Source organism: Leucobacter sp. GX24907 (assembly GCF_053567335.1).
Map to the genome: position 1 here is coordinate 43,575 of NZ_JBSGPD010000005.1, position 20,724 is coordinate 64,298.

Sequence of the window (20,724 nt, forward strand, 5' to 3'; positions counted from 1 at the left end):
CCTGCACCTGCAGAAGATATGGGATCAGCACGTAGATATGCCGAATTTCCGATTTTTAGCATATCTAGGCGCTGATCCCATATCTTCGTGCAAGACCTCAGCATGCGAGACCCTGCACACTGCGGGCCGCAGCCGGCCAGAACCTTCGTACCGAGAGCCGCAGCAGGCCAGAACCTTCTTGCTGAAGTCTCAGCATGTCGAGCCCCGCGCCTACTCTTCGAGCCAGGCGTCCTCGAATCGGACGGAGTGGTTCGGCAGCACGGTCAGGCCGTGCACCTCCGTCGTCGTGCCAGTGAGCGAGGCGGGGAAGAACAGCGGGATGTACGGCACTTCGTCCGCGAGGATCTGCTGGATCTCAGCGTAGATCGCCGCGCGTTCGTCGCCCTGCGGAGTGGTGCGCCCCTCGTGCATGAGCTTGGTGACCCGGTCGTCGGTGAAGTGCGTCCAGTACGACTTGCTGAAGCCCTCCGGATCCGCCTGGAACGTGATGAACCCGTTGGGGTCGGGCGCATCCGACTGACCGCTGTTGATCATGAAGTCGTAGTCGTAGGCGAAGAAGCGCTCGCGGAATGCCGCGATATCGACCTGCTCGATTTTCACCTCGATGTCGATCTTGGCGAGCGACTCCTGGATGATCTGCGCGATCTGCGCCCGTTGCGAGTTGCCGCTCGCGATCAGCAGTGTGATCTCGAAGCCGTCAGGGAACTCGGACTCGGCGAGCTCATCTTTCGCAGCGTCGACATCGAAACCGAGCGCCTCGACACTGTCGTTCGCGGAGTACTGAATGGTCGGCGGCAGCAGCGCGTTCGCGACCTCGGCGGTGTCGAAGGTCGTCGCGGTCGCGATGCCCTCACGGTCGAGTGCGTGCGCGATGGCCCGGCGCACGTGGCGATCGGCGAAGAACTCGTTCTGCGTGTTGAAGAACACTTGCTCGGTCGACCACGCCTCACCCGAGTGCAGCTCGGTCGCAGCGTTCCCATCGATGTCTGACGCGTTCGCCGCCGGCACCGTCTCGATCGCATCGATCTGCCCGGCGATGAGTTGCTGCTGCAGCTGGTTGTCGTCGGCCACGAACTTGTAGACGAGGCCGTCGAGGGAGGGCTTTCCCTCCTGCCAGTAGTGCTCGTTCTTCACGAACGTCAGGTCGCCTTCCGGATCCCACTCGTCGACGACGAACGGTCCGGTGCCTACGGGATTTCGGAAGAAGTCCTCCTCCGAGACGCCGCCGAAATCGGCGGGCAGCACACCGTTCGAGAAGTTAGACAGCTCCGAGAGGAACGGCGTGTACGGTTCGCTCAGCGTGATCACGACCTCGCGATCACCGCTCGCCTCGACGGAGTCGACGGGCGCCCCGATCTCGAGCGGGCCCCCGAGTTCGAGGTGACGCTCGAGCGAGAACACCACGTCGTCCGCGGTGACCTCGGTCCCGTCCGAGAAGAGGAGACCCTCGCGCAGAGTGAAGGTGTAGACGAGGCCGGCGTCATCCACCGCGTACTCTTCGGCGAGCCAGGGCTGGATCTCACCCTCCGCGTCGAAGGAGACGAGCGGTTCGAAGATCTTGTCGATCGCGAACGCGTTGTTCGCCGTGATCTGCGTGTGCAGGTCGAGGTCGTTGACCGCAGCGGTGCGGCCGTAGGTGAGCGTGCCGCCGGCAACCGGCTCGCCGCCTTCCTCTGGCTGGTCGGTTCCGGAGCAGCCCGCCAGCAGCAGCGCAGCTGCGGCGAGCACGGCGACGGCGCGGAAGCGCGGCGCCTTCTTCGGGATCGGGGTCACTGGTGTTCCTCTCGGTTGGGGTGTGCGTGAATGAGTCTGGGAGGATCCGGAACGATCGTCTCGCCTCCGAGCAATATCGCGGAGATCGCGTCAGTACTGCGGGTGGCATCGGGCTCGGATGCAGCGGTGCGGGTGCTCGCGGCGCTGCTGAGTGCGCCGGGGCCCCAGGGGTTCTTGCGCAGGATCAGCGCGTCGGCGATCTCCCCGACCGCGATCCGGCCGCTCGGCGCTGAGGGATCCGCTCGGCGCAGAAGCTCGGCTCCGCCGCGTGTGGCCGCGAGCAAAGCCTCGCCAGGGGTGAGCCCGGTAGCAGGGAGGAGACGAGTAGCAGAGATGGCTCCAGGTGCGGGATCAGGACGTTCAGGAGCGTCAACCCCACCGAGATGACCAATATCGCCGACGAGTGCGTCGAATTCGAGCAGATTGGTTCCGTGTTGCTCGGTCGTGCCGTAGTCCGTTCCGAGCGCGATGTTCAGCCCTGCATCCCGAGCGCGACGGACAGCTTCGGGGTGGGCGCCGACGGCCTCGTCGACCCTGGCGCGGAGCGCGGCAGGCAGCTGACCCCGGGCGATCATTTGCTGCACGAGACGGTAGATGCGCAAGGTGGGCACGAAGGTCATGCCGTGTGCGGCAGCGGCGCTCGCCTGCTCGTCGGTCAAGAAGATTCCGTGCTCGATGCTCCAGGCCCCGACTTCGATCGCGTGATCGATAGCGGGACCGCCCCACGCGTGGACCATCACACCGGCACCCGCTGACGCAGCGGTGCGCACGGCCTCGCGCATCTCATCTTGCTCGAACACCGGCTCCAGCCCCGCCCCGGGAGGCGACGTCACCGATGCGGTTGCGACGAGCTTCACCCACTGCGCTCCCGCGTCGAGCACCTGCGCGACAGCGCGCGCCATGCTGCCCGCCTGATCGACGGCCGCGCGATCCAGCATCGAAACCGAGGTTTGCACCCGCGGCCCCTCTCCGAGAGGCGAACTTCGGGTGAGCGCAGGCGTAAGCCCACCGGCATCGCGGCAACTGGTGACGCCGGCGTGGAGCGTCGCACGCAGCGCACGGCGCGTCTCACGTTCAAGAAGGTCAGGATCGCCGCTCGGGCGATGGGGCGCATCGAAGCGGTGCCATGCAGCGTGCAGGTGCGCGTCGACGATGCCTGGGATCAGCCAGCGAGGCTCCTCGACGGACTCCGTGGTGGGCGTGATCGAGGTGAATCGCCCGCGGTCCCACTGCACGTCGCACGGTGCCGAGAACCCTCCGAGTGCGTCGAGCACGCGAACACCGCGGATTGCTCCGCTCGCGCCCACCAATTGGTCCATGCAAAAACAGTACGTCCAGGCCCAGCAATGGACCATTCTGTGTGACTTCGAGTGGACCACTCCGGCCTCGCGCGCGGTCAGAGCGCCGTCCGACCGCCGGTAGAATATCGGGGTGACCAGCCCTCAGGAACTCCCCCAGTCCTCGCGCAGCGCGACGGTTCTGCTGCTGCTCCGCTCCGCCTGCCACCTCGCGGCCTTCATCGCGATCACGGTCTGGGGCTTCGTCTCGTGGCCACTGCCCTTCCCGGGCGTGCTCACCGGCCTCGGATTCCTTGTCGCGACAGTGATCATCTGGGCGCTCTTCCTGTCACCCCGCCCCGTGCTGCGCACCGACCGCTTCGGCCAGGCGCTTGTCGAGCTGCTGCTCATCGCAGCCGCCGTCGCCGCGGTGCTCGACTTCGGCTGGAACTGGATCCTCGCCGCCGTGCTGGGGCTGTTCGCCGCAACCGTCGGCTACCTCGCCTCCACGGCTCCGCGCTGAGCCGCGCTCAGGCGGCTCAGCGCACCGACACTCTCAGCGCACCAACACGTTCAGCCCGCGCAAGCGCACACGCGCGGAATCATGATCAGTGCACCGGCGCGGGCCGTTGGTGCAGGAGGATGTGCTCGTAGTAGTCGCGCAACTCGAGTCGCGAAGCAGCTGCCCGGTCGACGATGACGGTCACCGCCGGATGGAACTGCAAGACCGTCGCCGGACAAATGCTCGTCACCGGGCCCTCCACCATGCGCGCCACGGCGTCGGCCTTCTCGAGCCCCTGCGCGACGAGCAGTAGCCGCTTGGCATCGCGGATCGTCCCGAGTCCCTGCGTGATGCAGTGCGTCGGTACTTCTTCGAGGGAATCGAAGTGGCGCGAGTTGTCGATACGGGTGCGCGGCGCGAGCGTCTTCACGCGCGTACGCGAGTCGAAGGCCGAAGCCGGCTCGTTGAAGCCGAGATGCCCATTTCCGCCGATGCCGAGCAGCTGCAGGTCAACGCCGTCGACCTCGGCTATCAACCGCTCGTAGTCGGCGCAGGCCGCGTCGAGGTCTTCCGCCGTGCCATCGGGCACGTGCACCCTCGCGGGGTCGAGACGGAGCGGCTTCGTGACGCGCTGCTCCACGAAGGCTCGGTAGCTTGCCGGGTGATCGGCGGAAAGACCCGCGTACTCGTCGAGGGCGAAGGCCTGGACCCCTGCGGTATCGAGCGATCCGTCTTCAACGCGACGCGCCAATTCCGCGTACGTGCCCTCTGGGGTGGATCCAGTGGCGAGCCCGAGTACTGCCGGGATACCCTCGGCTGCGCGTTCCCGAATGACCGAAGCCATCAGGTCGGCTGCGGTGCGTGCCACCTCGGCCGGGTCTTGAACGATGACGACGTGCATGGGTTTCTCCTTCGTCGATCCGTCGCGGCACGACCCGCGGTGCGTCTCCACAATATCGCGGCCGGGAGGGCCTTGCGGTCAAGGGGCTTGCGGTCGGGCGCATGAGCGCTAGCCTTAGGTTATGACTGATCTGCGACTCGAAGAGCTCTCCGCGACGACGATCGTCGCCGTCAACAGCCTGGGCATGAAGCCTGGCCAGGAGCAGTTCATCACGCCGGTCTCATATGCGGCAGCCGCGGCAGTCATTCGTCCGCATACCGCTTGGCAGCGTGTCGTGCTTCGCGGCGACCGTGTTGTCGGTTTCATCCACGGCAACTTCGATCCGGAGGCGCCGCAGGAGGAGTTCCGCGCAGCGCTCTGGCGTATCAATGTCGATGCCGAAGCACAGGGCGCGGGCGTCGGGCGTTTCGCGGTCGAATCGCTGATCGCAGAAGCCCGCAGCCGCCAAGTGGGGCGCCTGACGGTGCTCTGGGAGCAGGGTGACGACAGCCCCGAGCCATTCTTCCTGCGCATGGGATTCGCACCGATCGGCGAGACCCCCTACGGGGAGGTCATCGGCGCGATCGACCTCTAGTCGTTGGCGCCTCCGAGAGGGGCGGTCGCATCGTTCAGCGGACGAGGCATTGCGATCTCCCTCATTTCGTCTGTGCTCTTCGCGGGCATGTACTACGCGACGCCTCGTCTCTCACCGCTGCCGGCAGACACGATCTGGGCGGTGCGCAATCTGATCACCGTGCCATTCGTGCTGCTCGTGATCTTCGCGACACGGCAGCAGATGCACGCCACGGGGCTCCTCTACCGGATGCGCCGACGCCCCGCTCTCATTCCTGTCGTGGTGCTCTGCGGTTTCATCGTCTCGACACAACTCTGGCTCTTCGGCTGGGCGCCCTTGCACGGACGAGGCATGCAAGTCGCCCTCGGATACTTCCTGCTGCCCCTCGTGCTCGTCGTCGTCGGACGCTTCCTCTACCGAGATCGAATGGTCTGGTGGCAGTGGTTGGCCTGCGGGATCGCGGCCGTGGGCGCGGGTTTCGAGATCGTGCGCGTCGGCGGCATCTCATGGGAGACCCTGGTCGTTGCGCTCGGCTATCCCCTGTACTTCGTGCTGCGTCGCGCGATCTCCTCCGAGCACATCGGCAGCATGCTCTGGGAGTTCGTGGCCATGTCACCCATCGCCGTGTACTTCCTCATAGTCGAGCTGACGAGCGGTTCTGCGTTCGAGCAGAACTCATCACTCGTCTGGTTCGCCCCGCTCTTCGCAGTGTGGTCTGCGGTGGCGCTGCTGTGCTATCTCATCGCTTCGCGCCTGCTCGCTATGAGCCTGTTCGGCCTTCTCAGTTACGTCGAACCATCGCTGCTCGTCGTCGCCTCGATGCTGAATGGCGAACGGATCTCCTCGGCCGAAATGCCGATCTATCTCGCGGTGTGGAGCGCCGTACTCGTGCTGATCGCAGGCGGCGTTTCGGTGCTGATGCGTTCACGAAGACGCGGCTCGGGGGGAGGCAGTATCGGCGAAGCTCCTCCGGAGTCCTAGGACGCTGCAGAGCTGCAAGAAACTATGACGCCGTGGGAACCGATAGAGCCGAGCCCCGGTCTCAGATCACGGGAAAGGTGCCGGTCGATGCCTCCCCCTCGTCGTAGATCGCGCGGGGAGACCCGATGATTTTGGGGTCGGGTGTTCCGACAACCTTCTCGTCTTTATCGGGGTAGTCGAAGCTCGCGAGCACCCACCGCATCGCTTCAAGGCGCGCCCGCTTCTTGTCGTTGGACTTCACGACCGTCCAGGGCGCCGTCGCGGTGTCGGTATAGAAGAACATCGCTTCCTTCGCGGCGGTGTACTCGTCCCACTTGTCGAGGCTCGCAAGGTCGGTGGGCGACAGCTTCCACTGCTTCACCGCGTCGCTGCCGCGCGCGACGAATCGCTCGTGCTGCTCGGCCCTGCCCACCGAGAACCAGAACTTGAAGAGATGGATACCCGAGTTGATGAGCATGAGCTCGAACCCCGGGGTCGAGCGCGTGAACTCCAAATACTGCTGGGGCGTGCAGTAGCCCATGACCCGTTCGACTCCGGCCCGGTTGTACCAGGATCGATCGAACATCACGATCTCACCCGCGCTCGGCAGATGCGCGACGTACCGCTGGAAGTACCACTGACTCCGCTCGCGGTCGGTCGGTATCTCGAGCGCGACAACGCGAGAACCACGAGGATTCATGTGCTCGGTGAAGCGTTTGATCGCCCCGCCCTTGCCGGCCGCATCACGACCTTCGAAGAGCATGACGATCTTCTGTCCGCTCTCCTTCACCCACGCCTGCAGCTTGAGCAGTTCGATCTGCAGCTTGCGCTTCTCCTTCTCGTAGACGCGACGCGAGAGCTTCGTGTCGTACGGGTAGCCCTGACGCCAGGGAGCATCGGGCCCGTCATCGCGCTTCGCGCCGGCCTTCGCGCCCTTCCGTCGCAGCTCCGCGATCTCGTCGATCTCGGGGGTGACGTCGACCTCGCCCGGGGCGGCGTGCTGGAACTCGTCTTCGACCGGGGTGTCTTCTGCCATGCGGACTCCTTCATACGATGGTCGGCGCGCGAAGCGGAACACCGGGAAATCAACCGCTTCGTCGACTCATCCAGTCTATTGCGGCGGCTCTGCCCGACAGATCTGTCTGAAAGATTCGTTCGGCAATTATCGCCGGTGATTCACCGCACGAGTCGCGCGATCGCGTCAGAGGCTTCCTTCAGCTTCGCCGTCGCGTACTCGCCGCCCTCCTCAGCAGCCGCGGCCACGCAATGACCGAGGTGGTCGTCGAGCAGCTGGAGCGCGACCCGCTCGAGCGCCTTCGTCGCAGCTGACACCTGGGTCAGAATGTCGATGCAGTACTGCTCCTCCTCGACCATGCGGTGCACTCCGCGCACCTGCCCCTCAGCACGACGCAGGCGCTTGAGCAGCTCGTCCTTGTGCCCGATATAGCCATGCTGATGCTCGCCCTCTGGCAGGCCCGACCCGGTATCGCTCATGCGAGAATGATACACCCCCAGGGGGTATCATGCTCGGGAGATCACAGGCCGGAGTAGGCGTGGAGCCCTTCGAAGAAGACATTCACGATCGTGAAGTTGAAGACCACCGAAGCGAAAGCGATGACGTTCAGCCAGGCGGAGCGGGTGCCGCGCCAACCGCGCGTGGCTCGTGCGTGGATGAATCCGGCGTACAGCACCCAGATCACGAACGTCCAGACTTCCTTGGTATCCCAGCCCCAGTAGCGGCTCCAGGCCGCCTCAGCCCAGATGGATCCCGCGATGAGCGTGAAGCTCCAGAACACGAAACCGACGATCGCCATGCGGTAGGCGACGTCTTCGAGCCGCACGGCGCTCGGCATGGACGCGAGCCAGCGCAGTCCGTCGTTGTCGGAGTTCTCGCGACGCGTCTGCAACAGCTGCACCACGGAGAGCCCGAAGGACAACGTCAGGAACGCGGTTCCGAGCACCGCGACGAGAATGTGGATGACCAACCAGTAGGAATCGAGCGCCGGCGGGAGCGGCACGATCTCGACGTAGTAGTTGATCTTCGTGACCCCGAGGAACAACACAGCCATGCCCGTCACCAGCGCACCCAGGAAGCGGACGTCTACGAAGAACTGCGCGATGAGGAAGACGAGGATGATCGCGAGCGTCGCGGTCAGCGCGTACTCGTACATGTTGGCCCACGGCACTCGCTCGGCGCCGATACCACGGGTGACCGTCGCCGCAAGGTGCAGCAGGAAGCCCAGGACAGTGAGCGAGAAGCCGATTCGCAGAGCGCGCGAACGCCGCGCTTGGGGAGCGCCCTCTGCGGTGGCGAGTGCTCGATCTCCGCTGCGATTCGCGAGATCCACCACGTAGAAGACGAAGGCGATCGAATACACGATCATCGCGGAGTACAGAGCGATTGTCGAGTATTCTTCCAGCGAGTTCAGCACAGTCTCGCAGTCTAACCCGCTCGTGTCAGAGACGCCTGTGAGCGACCATCCAGGCTACAGCTGTTCACGATGGCGTTCACGCAGTTCTGCCACGGCCCGCTCAAGCGTCGGATCGTCACCGCGTGCCAATGCGGCGTACTGCAGCACGAGCCCGCTTTCCTCCGGCACGGCCTTCACCCACATCCGTCGCCGCGGCACGAAGAGCGACCACAGCAACCCGCCAAGCGCGAGCAGTGCGAACACCAGGATCCAGGTCTGCGCCGGGTTGCGCATGACATCGAACGAGGCGAAACGCGGCACCGATTCGAACTCGATGGTTCCGAGCCCGTTCGGCAGATCGACGGTCTCACCGGGAGCAAGCTCCAGGGAATCCTTGCCGATCGCCCGCCCGGTAAGCTGTTCCATCGCATCGGTGTCGAGCGAATACACCGACTGCGGCACGCCATCGTCGATACCGAGGTCACCGACGAACACGTCGAGTGTGAGCAGCGGGTTCTCGAGATCGGGGTACGACGAACTGAACGCTCCTGTGTCGAGGTCGGACTTCGTCGGGTAGAAGAACCCGCGCAAACCGAGCTGCGTCTCCTCTCCGTCGGCCGTTTCGATACCGAACGGCACCTTCACAACGCCGAGCGACGTCAGATTGTCGTCCTGCGGAATGAAGGGCATTGCCTCGCTGTAGACGATCTCACCGTCAGCGTTGCGCACGGTGAGCTTGGGTGCATAGCCGTTCGAGATGAGGTAGACGGGCGCCTGGTGCGTGCGCAACGGATGATTGACCCGGATCACCTCGTCTGACTCGGAGCCGTCAGCATGGATCAGCTTCATGTTGGCAGTGAAGTCTTCGACCTGTCCGATCGCGGAGGCGTTGCCGCTCTCCGGGGTGATGTAGGTCACTTCGAAACTCTCGAGCTTGAGCCCGAAGGGCTCGAGAGTCGACGAGTCGAAGGCGTTGCCCGAGGTCACGGTGTCGTAGTCGATGAGCTGATTCACCATGGTCTCGCCTTCGACGAGCACCTTCTGGCCGTTGAACGAGAATGCTCCGCCGATACCGACGCTGATGAGCACCCCGAGCAGCGCGGTGTGGAAGAGCAGATTGCCGGTCTCGCGCAGGTAGCCTCGCTCGGCCGACACCGAGATCTCCTCGACCGTGCCGCTGCGGCTGCGCCGCTTGGTCCGCTGCACCTCGACTCGGTACCGCTGGCCGCGCAACAGCTCGGCCGCCGCCTCGATCGCACGCTCCGCAAATGTCGCTCGCTCCACGTCGCTCGCGTTCGGGTTCTGCAACCGGATCTCGCTGTATCCCGCCATACGGGCCAGTCGCGCGGGCGTCTTCGGCGGGCGCCCGCGCCAGGCGATCCAGTGGTGCTTGATGCGTGGCAGCACGCAGCCGATCAATGAGATGAAGAGCAGCAGGTAGATCGCCGAGAACCACACCGACCCGTAGACGTCGAAGGCCTGTATGGGGAACGCGTCGAGCACCGGGAACAGGTCGGGATGCTCCTGCTCCCACTGCACCACACCATTCGGGTCTGCGCTGCGCTGCGGCAGCAGGGACCCGGGAATTGCGGCGACGGCGAGCAGCAGCAGCAGCACGAGCGCGACGCGCATACTGGTGAGCTGCCGCCAGAACCAGCGCAGCCAACCGACGAAGCCGAGCTCCGGTGACTGGGGTCGCTCGGGCGCGGGTCCGTCCGCCCCGACGTAGTCGTCGGGGCGATCACCGCGTGCCTCGGGCGCGGACCGTTCAGAGGATCGTGCCGAAGCCACCGATCACCGCCTGCAGTGAATACATCATCCGACTCCATAGCCCGGTCACCATCAGGAGACCGATGAGGATCAGCAAACCGCCGCCGATCAGGTTCACGACACGAATATGCCGTTTGAAGAATGTCATGGTGTGGGTCATCCAGCCGAAACCGAATGCAGCCAGAACGAAGGGGATCCCGAGCCCGAAACAATACAGCGCGGCGAGGATCGCTGCCCGGCCCACCGAACCCTGCTGCACGCCGAGGCCCATGATCACGGCGAGTGTCGGCCCCATGCACGGCGTCCACCCGACAGCGAACACGGCACCCAGCAGAGGCGCCCCGGCAAGACCGAAGCGCGGCTTGATCCGGAGCTTCTTCGTCGACTGCAGACGACCGAACAGTCCCATGAAGACGAGCCCCATGACGATCACGACGGCGCCGACGACCCGAGTGATCACGTTCTCCCACTCGAGCAACCAGACCCCGACGGTTCCCGCTGCAGCGAGGAACAGCACCAGCACGGCGCTGAATCCCAGCACGAAGAACGATGCCCCCAGCACGAGTCGCCCGCGCGGGGCCCGCTCGACGGGCGCTCCGGGACGAGAATCCGCGTTCGCCGAAACATAGGCCAGATACCCGGGAACGAGCGGCAGCACGCAGGGAGAGAGGAATGAGACAAGCCCTGCGGCGACCGCGATCAAGCCGGCGACGAGCAGCTGCCCATCGGCGACGAGATGCTGTACGTCCACGGCTGCTCCTCACGCTGCTTACTGAATACTGCTTACTGGTGACGCGACTTGCCGGTCGCGCGGCTAGTCGGGACGGGTGCCGCCGCGTTGCGGCGACCCATGATCGCTGAACACTGGCTACCGGGCATTCTCCGCAAGGGTCTCCTTCACGAGTGTTCGCAACTGCGACGCTCCCGCGAGCTGCCCGAGTACCCGGTGCGCCACCCGCCCCTCAGCATCGAGTACGAGCGTTGTCGGCACCGCATTGAGCGGCACTTCACCTGCGAAGGCCCGCTGCACGGCCCGACCCTCCGCGCTGTCCATGATCGACGGGTACTCGACCCCGAACTCCTCGGCGAACTGCGTCGCCTGCGCGGCCTGGTCTCGCGTGTTCACCCCGACGAATTGGACGCCCTCAGGGGCGAACTCGTCGTAGACCTCCACGAGATCCGGAGCTTCCGCTCGGCACGGGGCGCACCCGGCGTACCAGAAGTTCACGACGGTGACAGAGCCGAGCGTGTCGTCGGACCCGATTGCGCCGCCGTGCTCGGTCTCACCCGAGAAGGTCACGGGGTCACTGCGATCTTCGGGAACGATGGTCAGCGTCGAACCATCGCCTTCGATGAACCCCTTGTCGCTGCCTTCGTTCCATTGGGCCTGCAGGTCGTCACCGTCGCTGCTGCATCCCACGAGTGCGAGCCCGAGTGCGAGCGGCACCGCGAGAAGGGCGAGTCGACGGCGCCGCTGAGCGCGTCCTGCGGTACTGCTCACACCGCCCCCACGTCGACAGCATTATCGAGCAGACCTGCCGCAGGGGTGCGGTAGTCGACCTCGAACCAGCGCTCGCCCCGACGCTCGAACGTCGTGATGCTCGACAGGTCGCAGCGACGCGTCGCGGGGTTGTGGAAGAGCTGCTTACCCGTGATGTCGAGGTGCGCCATCCAGATCGGCGACTGGTGGCTGACCATGACGATGTCGCCCTCGCGGGTCGAGTCCCAGGCGTCGTTCATTGCGGCGCGCACCCGGTTCGCGACCTTGCGGTAGGGCTCCCCCCAACTCGGACGGAACGGATTCCAGAAGCGATACCAGTACCGCGGCTTCTTGAATGCCGCGTCGGGGCCGGAGTTCACCTTTCCCTCGAAGAGGTTCGTGGGCTCGATAATGCGATCCTCGGTCTGGATCTCGAGATTGAGCGCACTCGCGATGGGTCGCGCCGACTGCTGCGCACGTTCGAGCGGCGAAGCGAACAGCTTCGCGACGATCCGGTCGCTACCGGCGAGTTCCAGCGCCGCAGCCTCGGCCATGGCGTGTCCGCGCTCCGAGAGTCGGAACCCGGGCAGCCGACCGTACAACACCAGGTCGGGATTATGGACCTCGCCGTGGCGCACGAGGTGCAGGAGTTTATCGCTCACCCTCTCATTCTACGTTCGACACAGCTGAGAACCCGATGCTGACCGTGCGGACGCAGGTCACGGCGCGATCCGCTGTGCCCGCACCGCCCAACCGATACATAACGTTATCGAATGCAATTTATTAGATGCTCCACAGCAAAGTCCGCGCGCGACGAGCCGGTAGACTACCGGAGTGACTGAGCGTGTATTGATCAAGGATCTGGCCGCCCGCGAAGACGGCCCCGTACGTGTTTCCGGCTGGGTCGAGAAGGTGCGCGACCAGCGCTACGTACAGTTCGTGGTGCTGCGCGACGAGAGCGGCGCCGTGCAGCTGGTGAATGGCGGCGTTCTTCGCGAGCCCAATCCCGAGAACCCGCGCTCAGATGTGCTCGTTCCCCGCACCCGCACCATCAGCGATCTCACCCACGGCACATTCGTGACCGTGTCGGGCGAACTGCAGCACAACGAGCGGGTGAAGCTCGGCGGCGTCGAGATTCAGATCGACACCATCGAGGTCGTCACAAGCGCCCTGCCAGACAACCCGGTCGCAGACGACTCGAACATCGACGTGCGTCTCGACTGGCGCTTCCTCGACTTGCGTCGCCCCGAGCAGAACCTCGTCTTCCGGGTGCAGACCACCTTCCTGAACGCCCTCCGTCAGGTCTGGATCGAGCACGATTTCATCGAGATCCAGACGCCGAAGCTCATGGCGAGCGCCTCCGAGTCGCGCGCCGAGCTCTTCGAGGTCGAATACTTCGAGGGCCAGGCTTTCCTCGCGCAGAGCCCTCAGTTCTTCAAGCAGATGGCCCAGGCCGCCGGCTTCGGAGGCATCTTCGAGGTCGGCCCCGCGTTCCGCGCCGACCCCTCCTTCACCTCGCGCCACGCGACCGAGTTCACCTCCGTCGACTGCGAGTTCAGCTGGATCGACTCCCACGCAGACGTCATGGAGCTGCACGAGGAACTCATCGTGGCAGGTCTTGCTGCGGTGCAGGAGAAGCACGGCGAGGAAATCCAGAAGCGCTTCGGCGTCGAGGTGCGCGTTCCTGAGCGTCCGTTCCCCCGCATCCCTCTCGCTGAGGCGAAGGAGATCGTGAAAGCCGAAGGCTACGAGATTCCTCGTGCCGACGCCGACATGGACCCCGAGGGTGAGCGCCGTATCGCCGCACATGTTCAGAAGAAGTACGGTCACGACTTCGTCTTCCTCACGGACTACGACGCGTCGATCCGCCCCTTCTACCACATGCGTGACGCCGAGCACCCGCAACTCACGAAGAGCTACGACCTCATCTACAACGGGACCGAGATCTCGACGGGTGCCCAGCGCGAACACCGCATCGAGGTGCTCGAGGCGCAGGCACGTGAGAAGGGGATGGATCCGGCAGAACTCGACTTCTACCTCGATTTCTTCCGCTACGGCGTTCCCCCGCACGGCGGGTTCGGCATGGGCCTCAATCGCGTGCTGATGCTGATGCTGAAGCAGCCGTCGATCCGTGAGACCACCTACCTGTTCCGCGGACCGAATCGCCTCACGCCGTAGGCTTCGGGCTACGGACGCGACGCCTCGGAATCAGCCCGATGCGCAGCGAGCCCAGCCCGCGGCGAGTCTGCGATTTCCTGTACTTGCGCACCGGATAGTACAGGGAATCACGGACTCCCGAGGAGTGCGCGAGCGGATCATCCGGGCGGCGGCGTGACGACGCAACTCGGTGCTCCGAGACCGAGCAGCGGCCACGTGCCCGTCGCGACGAGATCCTGGGATTGCCAACCGCTCGCGTCGACGATGCGGATCGTCAGCGTGCGGGTTCCACCGAGCACGGCGCTCAGCAGACCACCCGTGATCGACGTCGTGTAACCGTTCGATGTGGCGGTGGTCTTCAGATCGGATCCGGTGAGGGTATCGGTCACCGGCACGAGTCCCGCAGCGCCGGAGTACAAGATCATCGCTCGGCTCACTGGGTAGCCGTCGGGTAGGCGCCAGTGGACGATCAACTTCGAGTGCAGCAGACCGAGAAGCGACCCCTCGCCAGTGCACTGCGCCGTCGCGACCGGCGCCGGCACCGTGAGCGCGGCGAAGGAGGCCGTACCCCGTTCGGCGTCGCTCCATCCGGCCTCGGTCGCGGCCGGCCTCGGCGCGACGAGCACTGTGAACAGTGCCGCAGCCGCGAGCAGCACCGCGACTCTGCGCCAGCGGGCACCGCGAGGGGCACCGTCTGCGGCGCGGATGCCGCCTGCACCGCGAGCACTGCGGGCACTGGTGGCACCACGGATACCGCGACCATGGGCGGCCCCGCCCCCGCGGTTCCCATCACTGCCGCGCCGAATCCACGGCACCTCATGATCCGGCGCGCTCATCCCGTCGCCTCCGCACCGGCGCCGTCGTTCCGCCCTCGCCCGACCGCGCCCGCGCGGAACCGGCGCGCACCGGCGGCCGCGATCCCGAGCAGCACCGCCCCCGCACCGAGCAGCACGGCCCTTCCCGGCCCGGATCCACCGGTGCCGGGCAGCGGAGCGACCGGGTCGGGCCCGACCGCGATCTCCTCGCCCTGAGCCGTCGCCCGCACCACGAGTTCCACCTCGCCGGCCGCCTTCTCGGGCACGGTCGCGCTGATGCGCAGCCAGAGCTCCCGCTCCATGGAGACCAGCGGCGCGAAGCCGCCGCCCACGTCGACCGGTCCCTGTCCCGAAACCGCCCTCTCCGTTCCGGCGCACGCTCCGCCGACCCAGCGCACGGAGCAGGCCCGCATCTCGAGCTCCAGCCCGAGTTCGGCCGCGCCGGCTGCGGAGAGCGCCATCTCGACCTCACCGGGCTCCGCTCCCTCCAGAGTGGCCCCCAGCTGCCACAGGACCGGTTCGCCCGGCACCATTGTCCGCATCGCCTCGGTGTCGCGAATCGACACGAGCCGCAGGTGCTCACCGCGCACGACCTCCTCACTCGGCGCAGCGTGCGCCGGCGGACCGGTCGGCGCCGTCAGTCCGACCGTCGCGATCGCGATGATGAGCGTGGCTCCGCTGCGTCGCCCGGAAGCTCCATGCCGCGCAGCCGGTCGCTCGGAGCGCTCCGAACGGCCAGGCCGCTCCGAGCGTTCCGAGCGCAACGTCCTCGCAGGTCGTTCCGCACGCGTCTCACGAGGCCAGAACGCCCAGGTTACGAGCGCTGAGGTCGCCAGGGTGAGCGCACCGAGCACCCCGGGGTGGGAGAACCAGACGACGACACTGGCCAGGCCGGGAATCGCAAAGATCACCCGGCGCACGTCGACGATCGTGTAGGGCGAGGGATCCTCGTAGTCATTGGCGTCGCCCTGCATCGTGATCGTCCGGGTGTCACCGGTGCCGCTCACCGAGGTGACCCGGTGGGTAACGGGCAGCGAGCCCGGGCGATCGACGGTGAGCACGTCGCCGACGGAGACGGCGGCGGCCGGGATCTCCCGCACGACGGCGAGGGATCCGGCGGGAATGGTCGGCGACATCGAGCCCGTCTTGAACATGATGAGCGAGATGTTCGCGGTGAAGGCGAGGATTACGAGGACGATGCACAGCAGCCCGCCGAGCGCGGCGAGCGTGAGCAGTGCGTCGCCGACCGCCCCGCCCCGCGTCCGCCTGTGCTCCGCGCTGTTCTTCACGCGCCGTCTCCCGAGTCCCTACGAGTTCGACGTCGCCGTGAACGTCCAGGTCGCGGTGGCGACCTTGCCCTGGGCGTCGTTCGGAGTGCCGGCCGGCAACGTCACCGCGAAGCAGTAGCCGACCGGCGAAGCGCCGGCGACGGCGAGGCTCTGGCCGGAGGCCGCGCCGGCGGTGAGCGGGCTGTTCGCCGCGACCACCAGCGTGCCCGCGCCGTACGTCGTCGCGTTACAGGCGCTCGTGGCCGGGATCGTGCGCACGCCGTAGCGCAGGTGCGTGCCGAGCCCGGTGCCCGTCACGGAGGCCCCTCCCAGTTGCACGGTGCCGGCCACGTCGGTCGTGTTGGTCGTCCGCACTACGAATCGCGCGTAGACCGTACTACCGGGCGATAATGCATTCGGGGACATCGAGAATGCCAGCGCTGCCGGTGTCGTCGGATGCTCGGCGAAGCTTGTTCCGTCGGTCGAGCCGACGATGCCGAAGGTGCTCGCCCTGAAGTCACCGCTCGCGACCTCCTGATCGGTCCAGGACGCGAGCGTGACCGCCGTGCCGACACCCAGCACGAGACCGCCGGCGAGCAGCGCCCGGACCCGCTTGAGTCTCGGCTGTGCGCCGACCTTGCGCTGGGCGCGATGCGCGCCACTGCGGGAGCGCATGAACGCCTACAGCGTGTCGGTCGAGGTCGCCTCGAACTGCCAGACGATCTCGCCGCTCTGCCCGGGCTGCAGGGTCGGCCCCGCGCTCACCCTGAAACAGAGGTAGGCAGGATCCTGCACAGCAGTCAGTGAGAACTCATCGAGGTTCTCGTCGTTTCCGGCGGCGTACGCGTCAGCGTCGCAGGTCTCGGTCGTCGTGTAGCGGTAGCTCGCCGTGGTGCCGGGGATCGCGGCGCTCGCATCCTGCGTCACCTGCACATCGGCCGCGTAGTCGCTCCCGGCGATCAGCTGCACCGCGAAGCCGCCGTAGACCTCGTCGCCGGGAGTCAATGCATCCGCTTCGCCGGTGCCGAGTGCGAACGAAAGGTCCGCGGCCTGCGTATCGGTCGGGTGTTCCCCGAAGGCCCCACCGTTCGCCGACCCCTCGATGCCGAACGTTCCGCTGCCGAAAACTCCGCTCACCCATTCCTGGTCGGTCCAGGCTGCGAGCGTGATTGCCGCGCCGACTCCCAACACCAGGCCTCCTGCGAGTACCGCCCGAGCTTTGGTCCAACCTCGGCGCTTCAAGTTCGAGTCCGCAGTGCGATCGACGTCCTGTTTCTGAGTCATGGCCCCCCCTAATCCACGCGCTCCCCCAAGATGCATGCACTACCGCATTACGCGTCAGGTATAGCATAACTCAAAAAATCGACACTTAACGAAAACTTAGGCGATGCGCTGCGCAACGACCAGGGTGTCGCGCAGCACGGTCTCCGTTCCTGCCAGATCAGTGCCGTCAGGGCCTACCACGGACCGATCGTGCACCTCAGCGATACGCACGCGCCAACGGTTCGGGTCCAGGGCGAGCGTGCTCAGTTCCTGCTCCGGGGTCGGGAAGTCGCCCGGGTGACCCTTCGCCCATGCCGGCGGAGCAGCGTGTGAGACCACCACGAGCAGGCCACCCACTGCGACGCGGGAAGCCGCCGTGCGCAGAATCCGTTCCCGCGGCAGTTCCACCGGAGACTGCAAGAAACTCGCGGTCACCAGGTCGTAGGGCTCGAAGCGCACATCAATCACTGCGGGGCGCAAAACCCAGTCGCCCAGATCTGCGGCGATGAAACGCGTGCGGGTCAGCCCACGAGATCGCGCCTCCTCGCGGGCGCGTGCCACCGCAGTGCGCGAGAGCTCGATGCCGGTCGCTTCCCACCCCTGCTCGGCGAGCCAGAGCACGTCACCGCCCTCGCCGCTGCCGAGGTCGAGCGAGCGCCCGGGCTCGAGCTCTTCCACGACCGACGCGAGTGCCGAATTCACCTGCCCTGACCAGACTCGATCAGACCCCGAATACCGACGCTCCCAGAACTCGAGCGGCTGCTCGCCGGGCCGAGCCCCGAGGTCGTTCGCCCCACTGTGCTCGTGTTCGACACCCTGCTCATGCCTGTGACCGTGCTCGTGTTCATGCACGTGCCCAGGCCTCTCCTCGGGTTCAGGCTGGGCGTCTGTCATCCTCCTATTTTCGCCGAAGCGGAGCGCGGCGTCTAGCGGTGCACCCCGGTCATTGCGCGGGACCCCGCAAGGCGCGCTCACTCGGCCGCGGCGGCTTCGTCGTTTGCGCGCTGATCCGCCAACGCGGCAGCGTCCTCGCCCTCCGGTGCGGCAGGGGCGCCGAGGCTCAGCATGAGCCGGTTCGCCCAGGCGAAGAAAGCCGTGGCCTGGATCACATCCGAGATATCCGCGTCACTGAGACCCGCATCGCGCAATGCCGCCACGTGGTGCGCACCGAAGGCGCTCGGGCTCGCAGTCAGCGCAGCAGCGGCATCCACGATCGCGCGGGTACGGCTCTCGAGTTCCGCCTCCGGCCCCTCGAGGAGCAGCCGCTCCATGGCTTCGGCGTCCCGGGTGTAGGCGACGGTGAAGCGCGCGTGCACGCTTGCGCAGAGTTCGCAGCCGTTCACCCGAGAAGCGACCGTGGCCGCCAGTTCCCGGTCGCCACGGGAGAGCCCCTGGCGGGTGAGGAAGATCGCGCGATCGAGGCGGGTGCGCGCCGACAGCGAGTCGGGGTGCCAGGCCAGCAACCGGAAGTACGGGGAATTCGGCCAGACGCTTGTCTCATAGGCTTCGCGCTGACGCGGGCTCGCGGTCTCCGGGCCGGCCGGCTCGACCCACGCATGCCAGGCCCGCTCCTCCATCGTGAAGTGCCCGCTCATGCCGATGCCTCCTGCAGTACTGCGAGACCCGCGACCACCCGGGTCTGGTAACTGGTGAATGCGATGACCTGCGAGAGCACGACCGTCTCGGTCACGCTCCAGCCCGCTGCGGCGAGCGCGTCGAGATCGTCGGAGGTCGCTGCGGCAGGTCGCTGCACGAGCAGATCGGTGTGACGCAGCAGGGCGCGAATCGACCGATCCGCCGCGCTCGCGACAGGACCATCCGCCCCTTCCAGGGCAAGCGCACGTAGCCGTTCAATGTCGAGGCCGGTTGCCGTGTCGACGCCGTCGACCTCCTCCTCGAGCATTTCGAGGTAGAGGTCGGCGACCGCCGGAGCGCCGTCTGCGTGAGCAGCGCGCGCCGCGGCGAGCAGCCGGTGCTGGCGGCTGAGCCCGGAAGCCTCGTCACCCTCCGGCACGTCGAAGAGCGCGTGCAGGCTCTCCTCTGCCGCCTCGACCGCGTCGGGCCGGTGCCCTCTGATGCGCGCAGAGCTCGCGGCGTCGAGCCCCGCGAGCGCTCCGATCGTGTCCAGCTGAGTCATGCGGTGTGCCCTCCCTGCTCTGAGCCGCGGTCGCAGTTGATGCGTCTCGGCGACCTCTGCGAGCCTATCGCGGATCAGGTTGTGGGCTCGCCGAGCGACAGCATCAATCGATTCGCCCAGTTGAAGAACGCCCCTGCGTAGACGGCATCGAGCATCTCGAGCGCGTCGAATCCTGCTTCCTGCAGTCCAAGAATCTCGGGCTCCCCGAAGCGCGGCGGCGTCTCCGTCAGCGCCGAAGTTGCGTCGATGAGCGCGTTCCATGCGGCACTGAACCGCGCCGACACTCCCGCGTCGAGCAGGCGCTGCACGTCGTCGGAGTCGGCGCCGTACCGGGTGGCGGCAGCAGAATGGACGGAGGCGCAGAACACGCAGCCGTTGAGTCGGGAAGCGGCGGTGGCACCGAGTTCCCGTTCAGCACGACCGAGACCGGCGTCGGGGTTCTGGAAGATGTCGAGGTCGGTGAGGGTGCGCTCGAGCAGTGCCTCAGGATCGCGCGCCAGCAGGCGGAAATAGGGCATGTGCACGCGCTCGCGTTCCACCAAGGCCTCGTAGTGGCGTTCGGTGAAATCGGCCGCGGTCAGCGGCTCCAACCATGGCTTCCACCCCAGTGCGTCTTGGGTGAAGCGCGGCGGCGGAGAAACCCGTGGCGGGCCCGGCAGGGTCTCTGCGCTCGGCGATACGGGCTCCGACTGCCCCGATCGCGCGGTCGCGGCGCGCGCGGTTTCGGCCGCGAGTGCCTGGATCTCGGCCACTCGCCCGCTCGTCTCGGTCCCGCCGATGGCGCCGAGCCCCTGGACCACCCGCAGCTGGAATGCGAGAAACGAGATCAGCTGTGACAGCGTGACGATCCCGGTCGTGCTCCATCCCGATTCGAGTAGGCGCTGCAGGTGCTCGCGGGAGGCGTCGCGCGGGTGCAGCACGAGCATGTGGGCGTGCTCGAGCGCGGCGGCGAGACGGTCGCCCAGCGCGTACGCAGCAGCGACGGTCGACACCTCGTAGACCGGGCCCTCGATGCGATCACGCTGCGCATCGAAGGGCTGCGGGGCGCTGTCGCCGTGGAAGCGCCCGTAAGGGCCTGTTCCCGCAGCCGCGGCCGCTTCGGCGACGATGAGCGGTTCGAGGCCTGCTCCCCCGCCGGTCTCGCGAAGGAGCGCACCGTAGAACTCCACTGCGGCGGGGAGGCCGTGCAGACGGGCGACGAAGAGCGCGACCGCCGCCCGCTCCGGGAGCAAGACCTCTGAGGCATCGATCGGTACGAGCAGTGCTTCGAAGCTGCCTTGGGCGTGCTCACGCGCCTCGGGCCTGCGCGCCCGTGCGGTATCGAGGGAATCGCCCGCGGCAACCCCCGCGAGTACGTCGATGGTGTCTGAGAGCGGCATGGCGTCTTCCTTCGTGGTCGAGATGGATGGTGAAGCGCGGTCGAAATGGATGGTCAGGAGTGGTTGAGGATCTGCGCC

At 66.4% G+C, this 20,724-nt stretch carries 22 protein-coding genes; 4 read left to right on the top strand and 18 right to left on the bottom strand.

Annotated elements, in window-relative coordinates; translation table 11 throughout:
• Positions 1-210: 210 nt before the first annotated feature.
• Together ACUYV6_RS08700 and ACUYV6_RS08705 are read right to left on the bottom strand one after the other, a co-directional pair.
• Positions 211-1,773, bottom strand: coding sequence for an ABC transporter substrate-binding protein (locus tag ACUYV6_RS08700; RefSeq protein WP_449278270.1), 1,563 nt, complete (start codon positions 1,771-1,773; stop codon positions 211-213).
• Positions 1,770-3,092, bottom strand: a complete 1,323-nt coding sequence (locus ACUYV6_RS08705; protein WP_449278271.1) for an amidohydrolase family protein — start codon at positions 3,090-3,092, stop codon at positions 1,770-1,772. Before ACUYV6_RS08705 ends, ACUYV6_RS08700 begins: the two co-directional genes overlap by 4 nt.
• Positions 3,093-3,204: 112 nt before the next feature.
• Here ACUYV6_RS08705 and ACUYV6_RS08710 point away from each other — a divergent pair, with 112 nt between their 5' ends.
• Positions 3,205-3,573: a DUF2568 domain-containing protein gene (locus tag ACUYV6_RS08710; protein WP_449278272.1), complete on the top strand. Its 369-nt coding sequence runs from the start codon at positions 3,205-3,207 to the stop codon at positions 3,571-3,573.
• Positions 3,574-3,658: 85 nt separating this feature from the next.
• Here ACUYV6_RS08710 and nagB read toward each other — a convergent pair whose 3' ends face one another.
• Positions 3,659-4,453, bottom strand: a complete 795-nt coding sequence (nagB, locus tag ACUYV6_RS08715; protein ID WP_449278273.1) for a glucosamine-6-phosphate deaminase — start codon at positions 4,451-4,453, stop codon at positions 3,659-3,661.
• Between the two features lie 121 nt (positions 4,454-4,574).
• On the opposite strand from nagB, the gene ACUYV6_RS08720 reads away from it, so the two are divergent.
• Positions 4,575-5,027, top strand: coding sequence for a GNAT family N-acetyltransferase (locus ACUYV6_RS08720; protein WP_449278274.1), 453 nt, complete (start codon positions 4,575-4,577; stop codon positions 5,025-5,027).
• A gap of 3 nt (positions 5,028-5,030) precedes the next feature.
• Positions 5,031-5,987: an EamA family transporter RarD gene (gene rarD / locus ACUYV6_RS08725; protein WP_449278275.1), complete on the top strand. Its 957-nt coding sequence runs from the start codon at positions 5,031-5,033 to the stop codon at positions 5,985-5,987.
• A 61-nt stretch (positions 5,988-6,048) separates the two neighbouring features.
• Here the strand turns inward: rarD and ppk2 are convergent, their stop codons facing one another.
• The 7 genes from ppk2 to ACUYV6_RS08760 form a co-directional block, all read right to left on the bottom strand.
• Positions 6,049-7,002 carry a polyphosphate kinase 2 gene (gene ppk2 / locus ACUYV6_RS08730; protein WP_449278276.1) on the bottom strand — a complete coding sequence of 318 codons (954 nt, stop codon included), beginning with the start codon at positions 7,000-7,002 and terminating at the stop codon, positions 6,049-6,051.
• Positions 7,003-7,142: 140 nt separating this feature from the next.
• On the bottom strand, positions 7,143-7,460 hold the full coding sequence (locus ACUYV6_RS08735) for a metal-sensitive transcriptional regulator (RefSeq protein ID WP_449278277.1): 318 nt from the start codon (positions 7,458-7,460) through the stop codon (positions 7,143-7,145).
• A gap of 41 nt (positions 7,461-7,501) precedes the next feature.
• Positions 7,502-8,350 (bottom strand): c-type cytochrome biogenesis protein CcsB, encoded by an 849-nt coding sequence (ccsB, locus tag ACUYV6_RS08740; RefSeq protein WP_449278524.1) that lies wholly within the window; start codon positions 8,348-8,350, stop codon positions 7,502-7,504.
• A 102-nt stretch (positions 8,351-8,452) separates the two neighbouring features.
• The gene (gene resB / locus ACUYV6_RS08745; RefSeq protein ID WP_449278278.1) at positions 8,453-10,168 is read right to left on the bottom strand and encodes a cytochrome c biogenesis protein ResB; all 1,716 of its coding nucleotides are present in this window, start codon (positions 10,166-10,168) and stop codon (positions 8,453-8,455) included.
• On the bottom strand, positions 10,146-10,898 hold the full coding sequence (locus tag ACUYV6_RS08750; protein ID WP_449278279.1) for a cytochrome c biogenesis CcdA family protein: 753 nt from the start codon (positions 10,896-10,898) through the stop codon (positions 10,146-10,148). The genes resB and ACUYV6_RS08750 overlap by 23 nt, the downstream gene beginning before the upstream one ends.
• A 117-nt stretch (positions 10,899-11,015) precedes the next feature.
• Positions 11,016-11,648 (bottom strand): TlpA family protein disulfide reductase, encoded by a 633-nt coding sequence (locus tag ACUYV6_RS08755; RefSeq protein WP_449278280.1) that lies wholly within the window; start codon positions 11,646-11,648, stop codon positions 11,016-11,018.
• On the bottom strand, positions 11,645-12,289 hold the full coding sequence (locus ACUYV6_RS08760) for a histidine phosphatase family protein (RefSeq protein ID WP_449278281.1): 645 nt from the start codon (positions 12,287-12,289) through the stop codon (positions 11,645-11,647). Before ACUYV6_RS08760 ends, ACUYV6_RS08755 begins: the two co-directional genes overlap by 4 nt.
• Positions 12,290-12,461: 172 nt before the next feature.
• Between ACUYV6_RS08760 and aspS the strand changes: the two genes are divergently transcribed.
• Positions 12,462-13,805: an aspartate--tRNA(Asn) ligase gene (aspS, locus tag ACUYV6_RS08765; protein WP_449278282.1), complete on the top strand. Its 1,344-nt coding sequence runs from the start codon at positions 12,462-12,464 to the stop codon at positions 13,803-13,805.
• 137 nt (positions 13,806-13,942) lie between these two features.
• Here aspS and ACUYV6_RS08770 read toward each other — a convergent pair whose 3' ends face one another.
• The 8 genes from ACUYV6_RS08770 to ACUYV6_RS08805 all read right to left on the bottom strand — a co-directional run bounded on the left by ACUYV6_RS08770 (position 13,943) and on the right by ACUYV6_RS08805 (position 20,646).
• The gene (locus ACUYV6_RS08770) at positions 13,943-14,620 is read right to left on the bottom strand and encodes a hypothetical protein (protein WP_449278283.1); all 678 of its coding nucleotides are present in this window, start codon (positions 14,618-14,620) and stop codon (positions 13,943-13,945) included.
• On the bottom strand, positions 14,617-15,888 hold the full coding sequence (locus ACUYV6_RS08775) for a signal peptidase I (protein WP_449278284.1): 1,272 nt from the start codon (positions 15,886-15,888) through the stop codon (positions 14,617-14,619). The genes ACUYV6_RS08770 and ACUYV6_RS08775 overlap by 4 nt, the downstream gene beginning before the upstream one ends.
• An 18-nt stretch (positions 15,889-15,906) precedes the next feature.
• Positions 15,907-16,542, bottom strand: coding sequence for a SipW-dependent-type signal peptide-containing protein (locus ACUYV6_RS08780; RefSeq protein ID WP_449278285.1), 636 nt, complete (start codon positions 16,540-16,542; stop codon positions 15,907-15,909).
• 6 nt (positions 16,543-16,548) lie between these two features.
• Positions 16,549-17,151: a SipW-dependent-type signal peptide-containing protein gene (locus tag ACUYV6_RS08785; protein ID WP_449278286.1), complete on the bottom strand. Its 603-nt coding sequence runs from the start codon at positions 17,149-17,151 to the stop codon at positions 16,549-16,551.
• A 96-nt stretch (positions 17,152-17,247) separates the two neighbouring features.
• Positions 17,248-18,024, bottom strand: a complete 777-nt coding sequence (locus ACUYV6_RS08790; RefSeq protein ID WP_449278287.1) for a class I SAM-dependent methyltransferase — start codon at positions 18,022-18,024, stop codon at positions 17,248-17,250.
• A 77-nt stretch (positions 18,025-18,101) separates the two neighbouring features.
• Positions 18,102-18,725 (bottom strand): peroxidase-related enzyme, encoded by a 624-nt coding sequence (locus ACUYV6_RS08795; RefSeq protein ID WP_449278288.1) that lies wholly within the window; start codon positions 18,723-18,725, stop codon positions 18,102-18,104.
• Positions 18,722-19,267 (bottom strand): hypothetical protein, encoded by a 546-nt coding sequence (locus ACUYV6_RS08800; protein ID WP_449278289.1) that lies wholly within the window; start codon positions 19,265-19,267, stop codon positions 18,722-18,724. Before ACUYV6_RS08800 ends, ACUYV6_RS08795 begins: the two co-directional genes overlap by 4 nt.
• 74 nt (positions 19,268-19,341) lie before the next feature.
• Positions 19,342-20,646 carry an alkylhydroperoxidase domain protein gene (locus ACUYV6_RS08805; protein WP_449278290.1) on the bottom strand — a complete coding sequence of 435 codons (1,305 nt, stop codon included), beginning with the start codon at positions 20,644-20,646 and terminating at the stop codon, positions 19,342-19,344.
• Positions 20,647-20,724: the final 78 nt, after the last annotated feature.

Coding starts and splice junctions, on each gene's coding strand:
- ACUYV6_RS08795 (WP_449278288.1), bottom strand. CDS start 18,725: ATGAGCGGGCACTTCACGATGGAGGAGCGGGCCTGGCATGCGTGGGTC.
- ACUYV6_RS08720 (WP_449278274.1), top strand. CDS start 4,575: ATGACTGATCTGCGACTCGAAGAGCTCTCCGCGACGACGATCGTCGCC.
- ACUYV6_RS08790 (WP_449278287.1), bottom strand. CDS start 18,024: ATGACAGACGCCCAGCCTGAACCCGAGGAGAGGCCTGGGCACGTGCAT.
- ACUYV6_RS08705 (WP_449278271.1), bottom strand. CDS start 3,092: ATGGACCAATTGGTGGGCGCGAGCGGAGCAATCCGCGGTGTTCGCGTG.
- ACUYV6_RS08780 (WP_449278285.1), bottom strand. CDS start 16,542: ATGCGCTCCCGCAGTGGCGCGCATCGCGCCCAGCGCAAGGTCGGCGCA.
- ACUYV6_RS08800 (WP_449278289.1), bottom strand. CDS start 19,267: ATGACTCAGCTGGACACGATCGGAGCGCTCGCGGGGCTCGACGCCGCG.
- ccsB (WP_449278524.1), bottom strand. CDS start 8,350: ATGATCGTGTATTCGATCGCCTTCGTCTTCTACGTGGTGGATCTCGCG.
- nagB (WP_449278273.1), bottom strand. CDS start 4,453: ATGCACGTCGTCATCGTTCAAGACCCGGCCGAGGTGGCACGCACCGCA.
- ACUYV6_RS08805 (WP_449278290.1), bottom strand. CDS start 20,646: ATGCCGCTCTCAGACACCATCGACGTACTCGCGGGGGTTGCCGCGGGC.
- ACUYV6_RS08770 (WP_449278283.1), bottom strand. CDS start 14,620: ATGAGCGCGCCGGATCATGAGGTGCCGTGGATTCGGCGCGGCAGTGAT.
- ACUYV6_RS08735 (WP_449278277.1), bottom strand. CDS start 7,460: ATGAGCGATACCGGGTCGGGCCTGCCAGAGGGCGAGCATCAGCATGGC.
- ACUYV6_RS08785 (WP_449278286.1), bottom strand. CDS start 17,151: ATGACTCAGAAACAGGACGTCGATCGCACTGCGGACTCGAACTTGAAG.
- ppk2 (WP_449278276.1), bottom strand. CDS start 7,002: ATGGCAGAAGACACCCCGGTCGAAGACGAGTTCCAGCACGCCGCCCCG.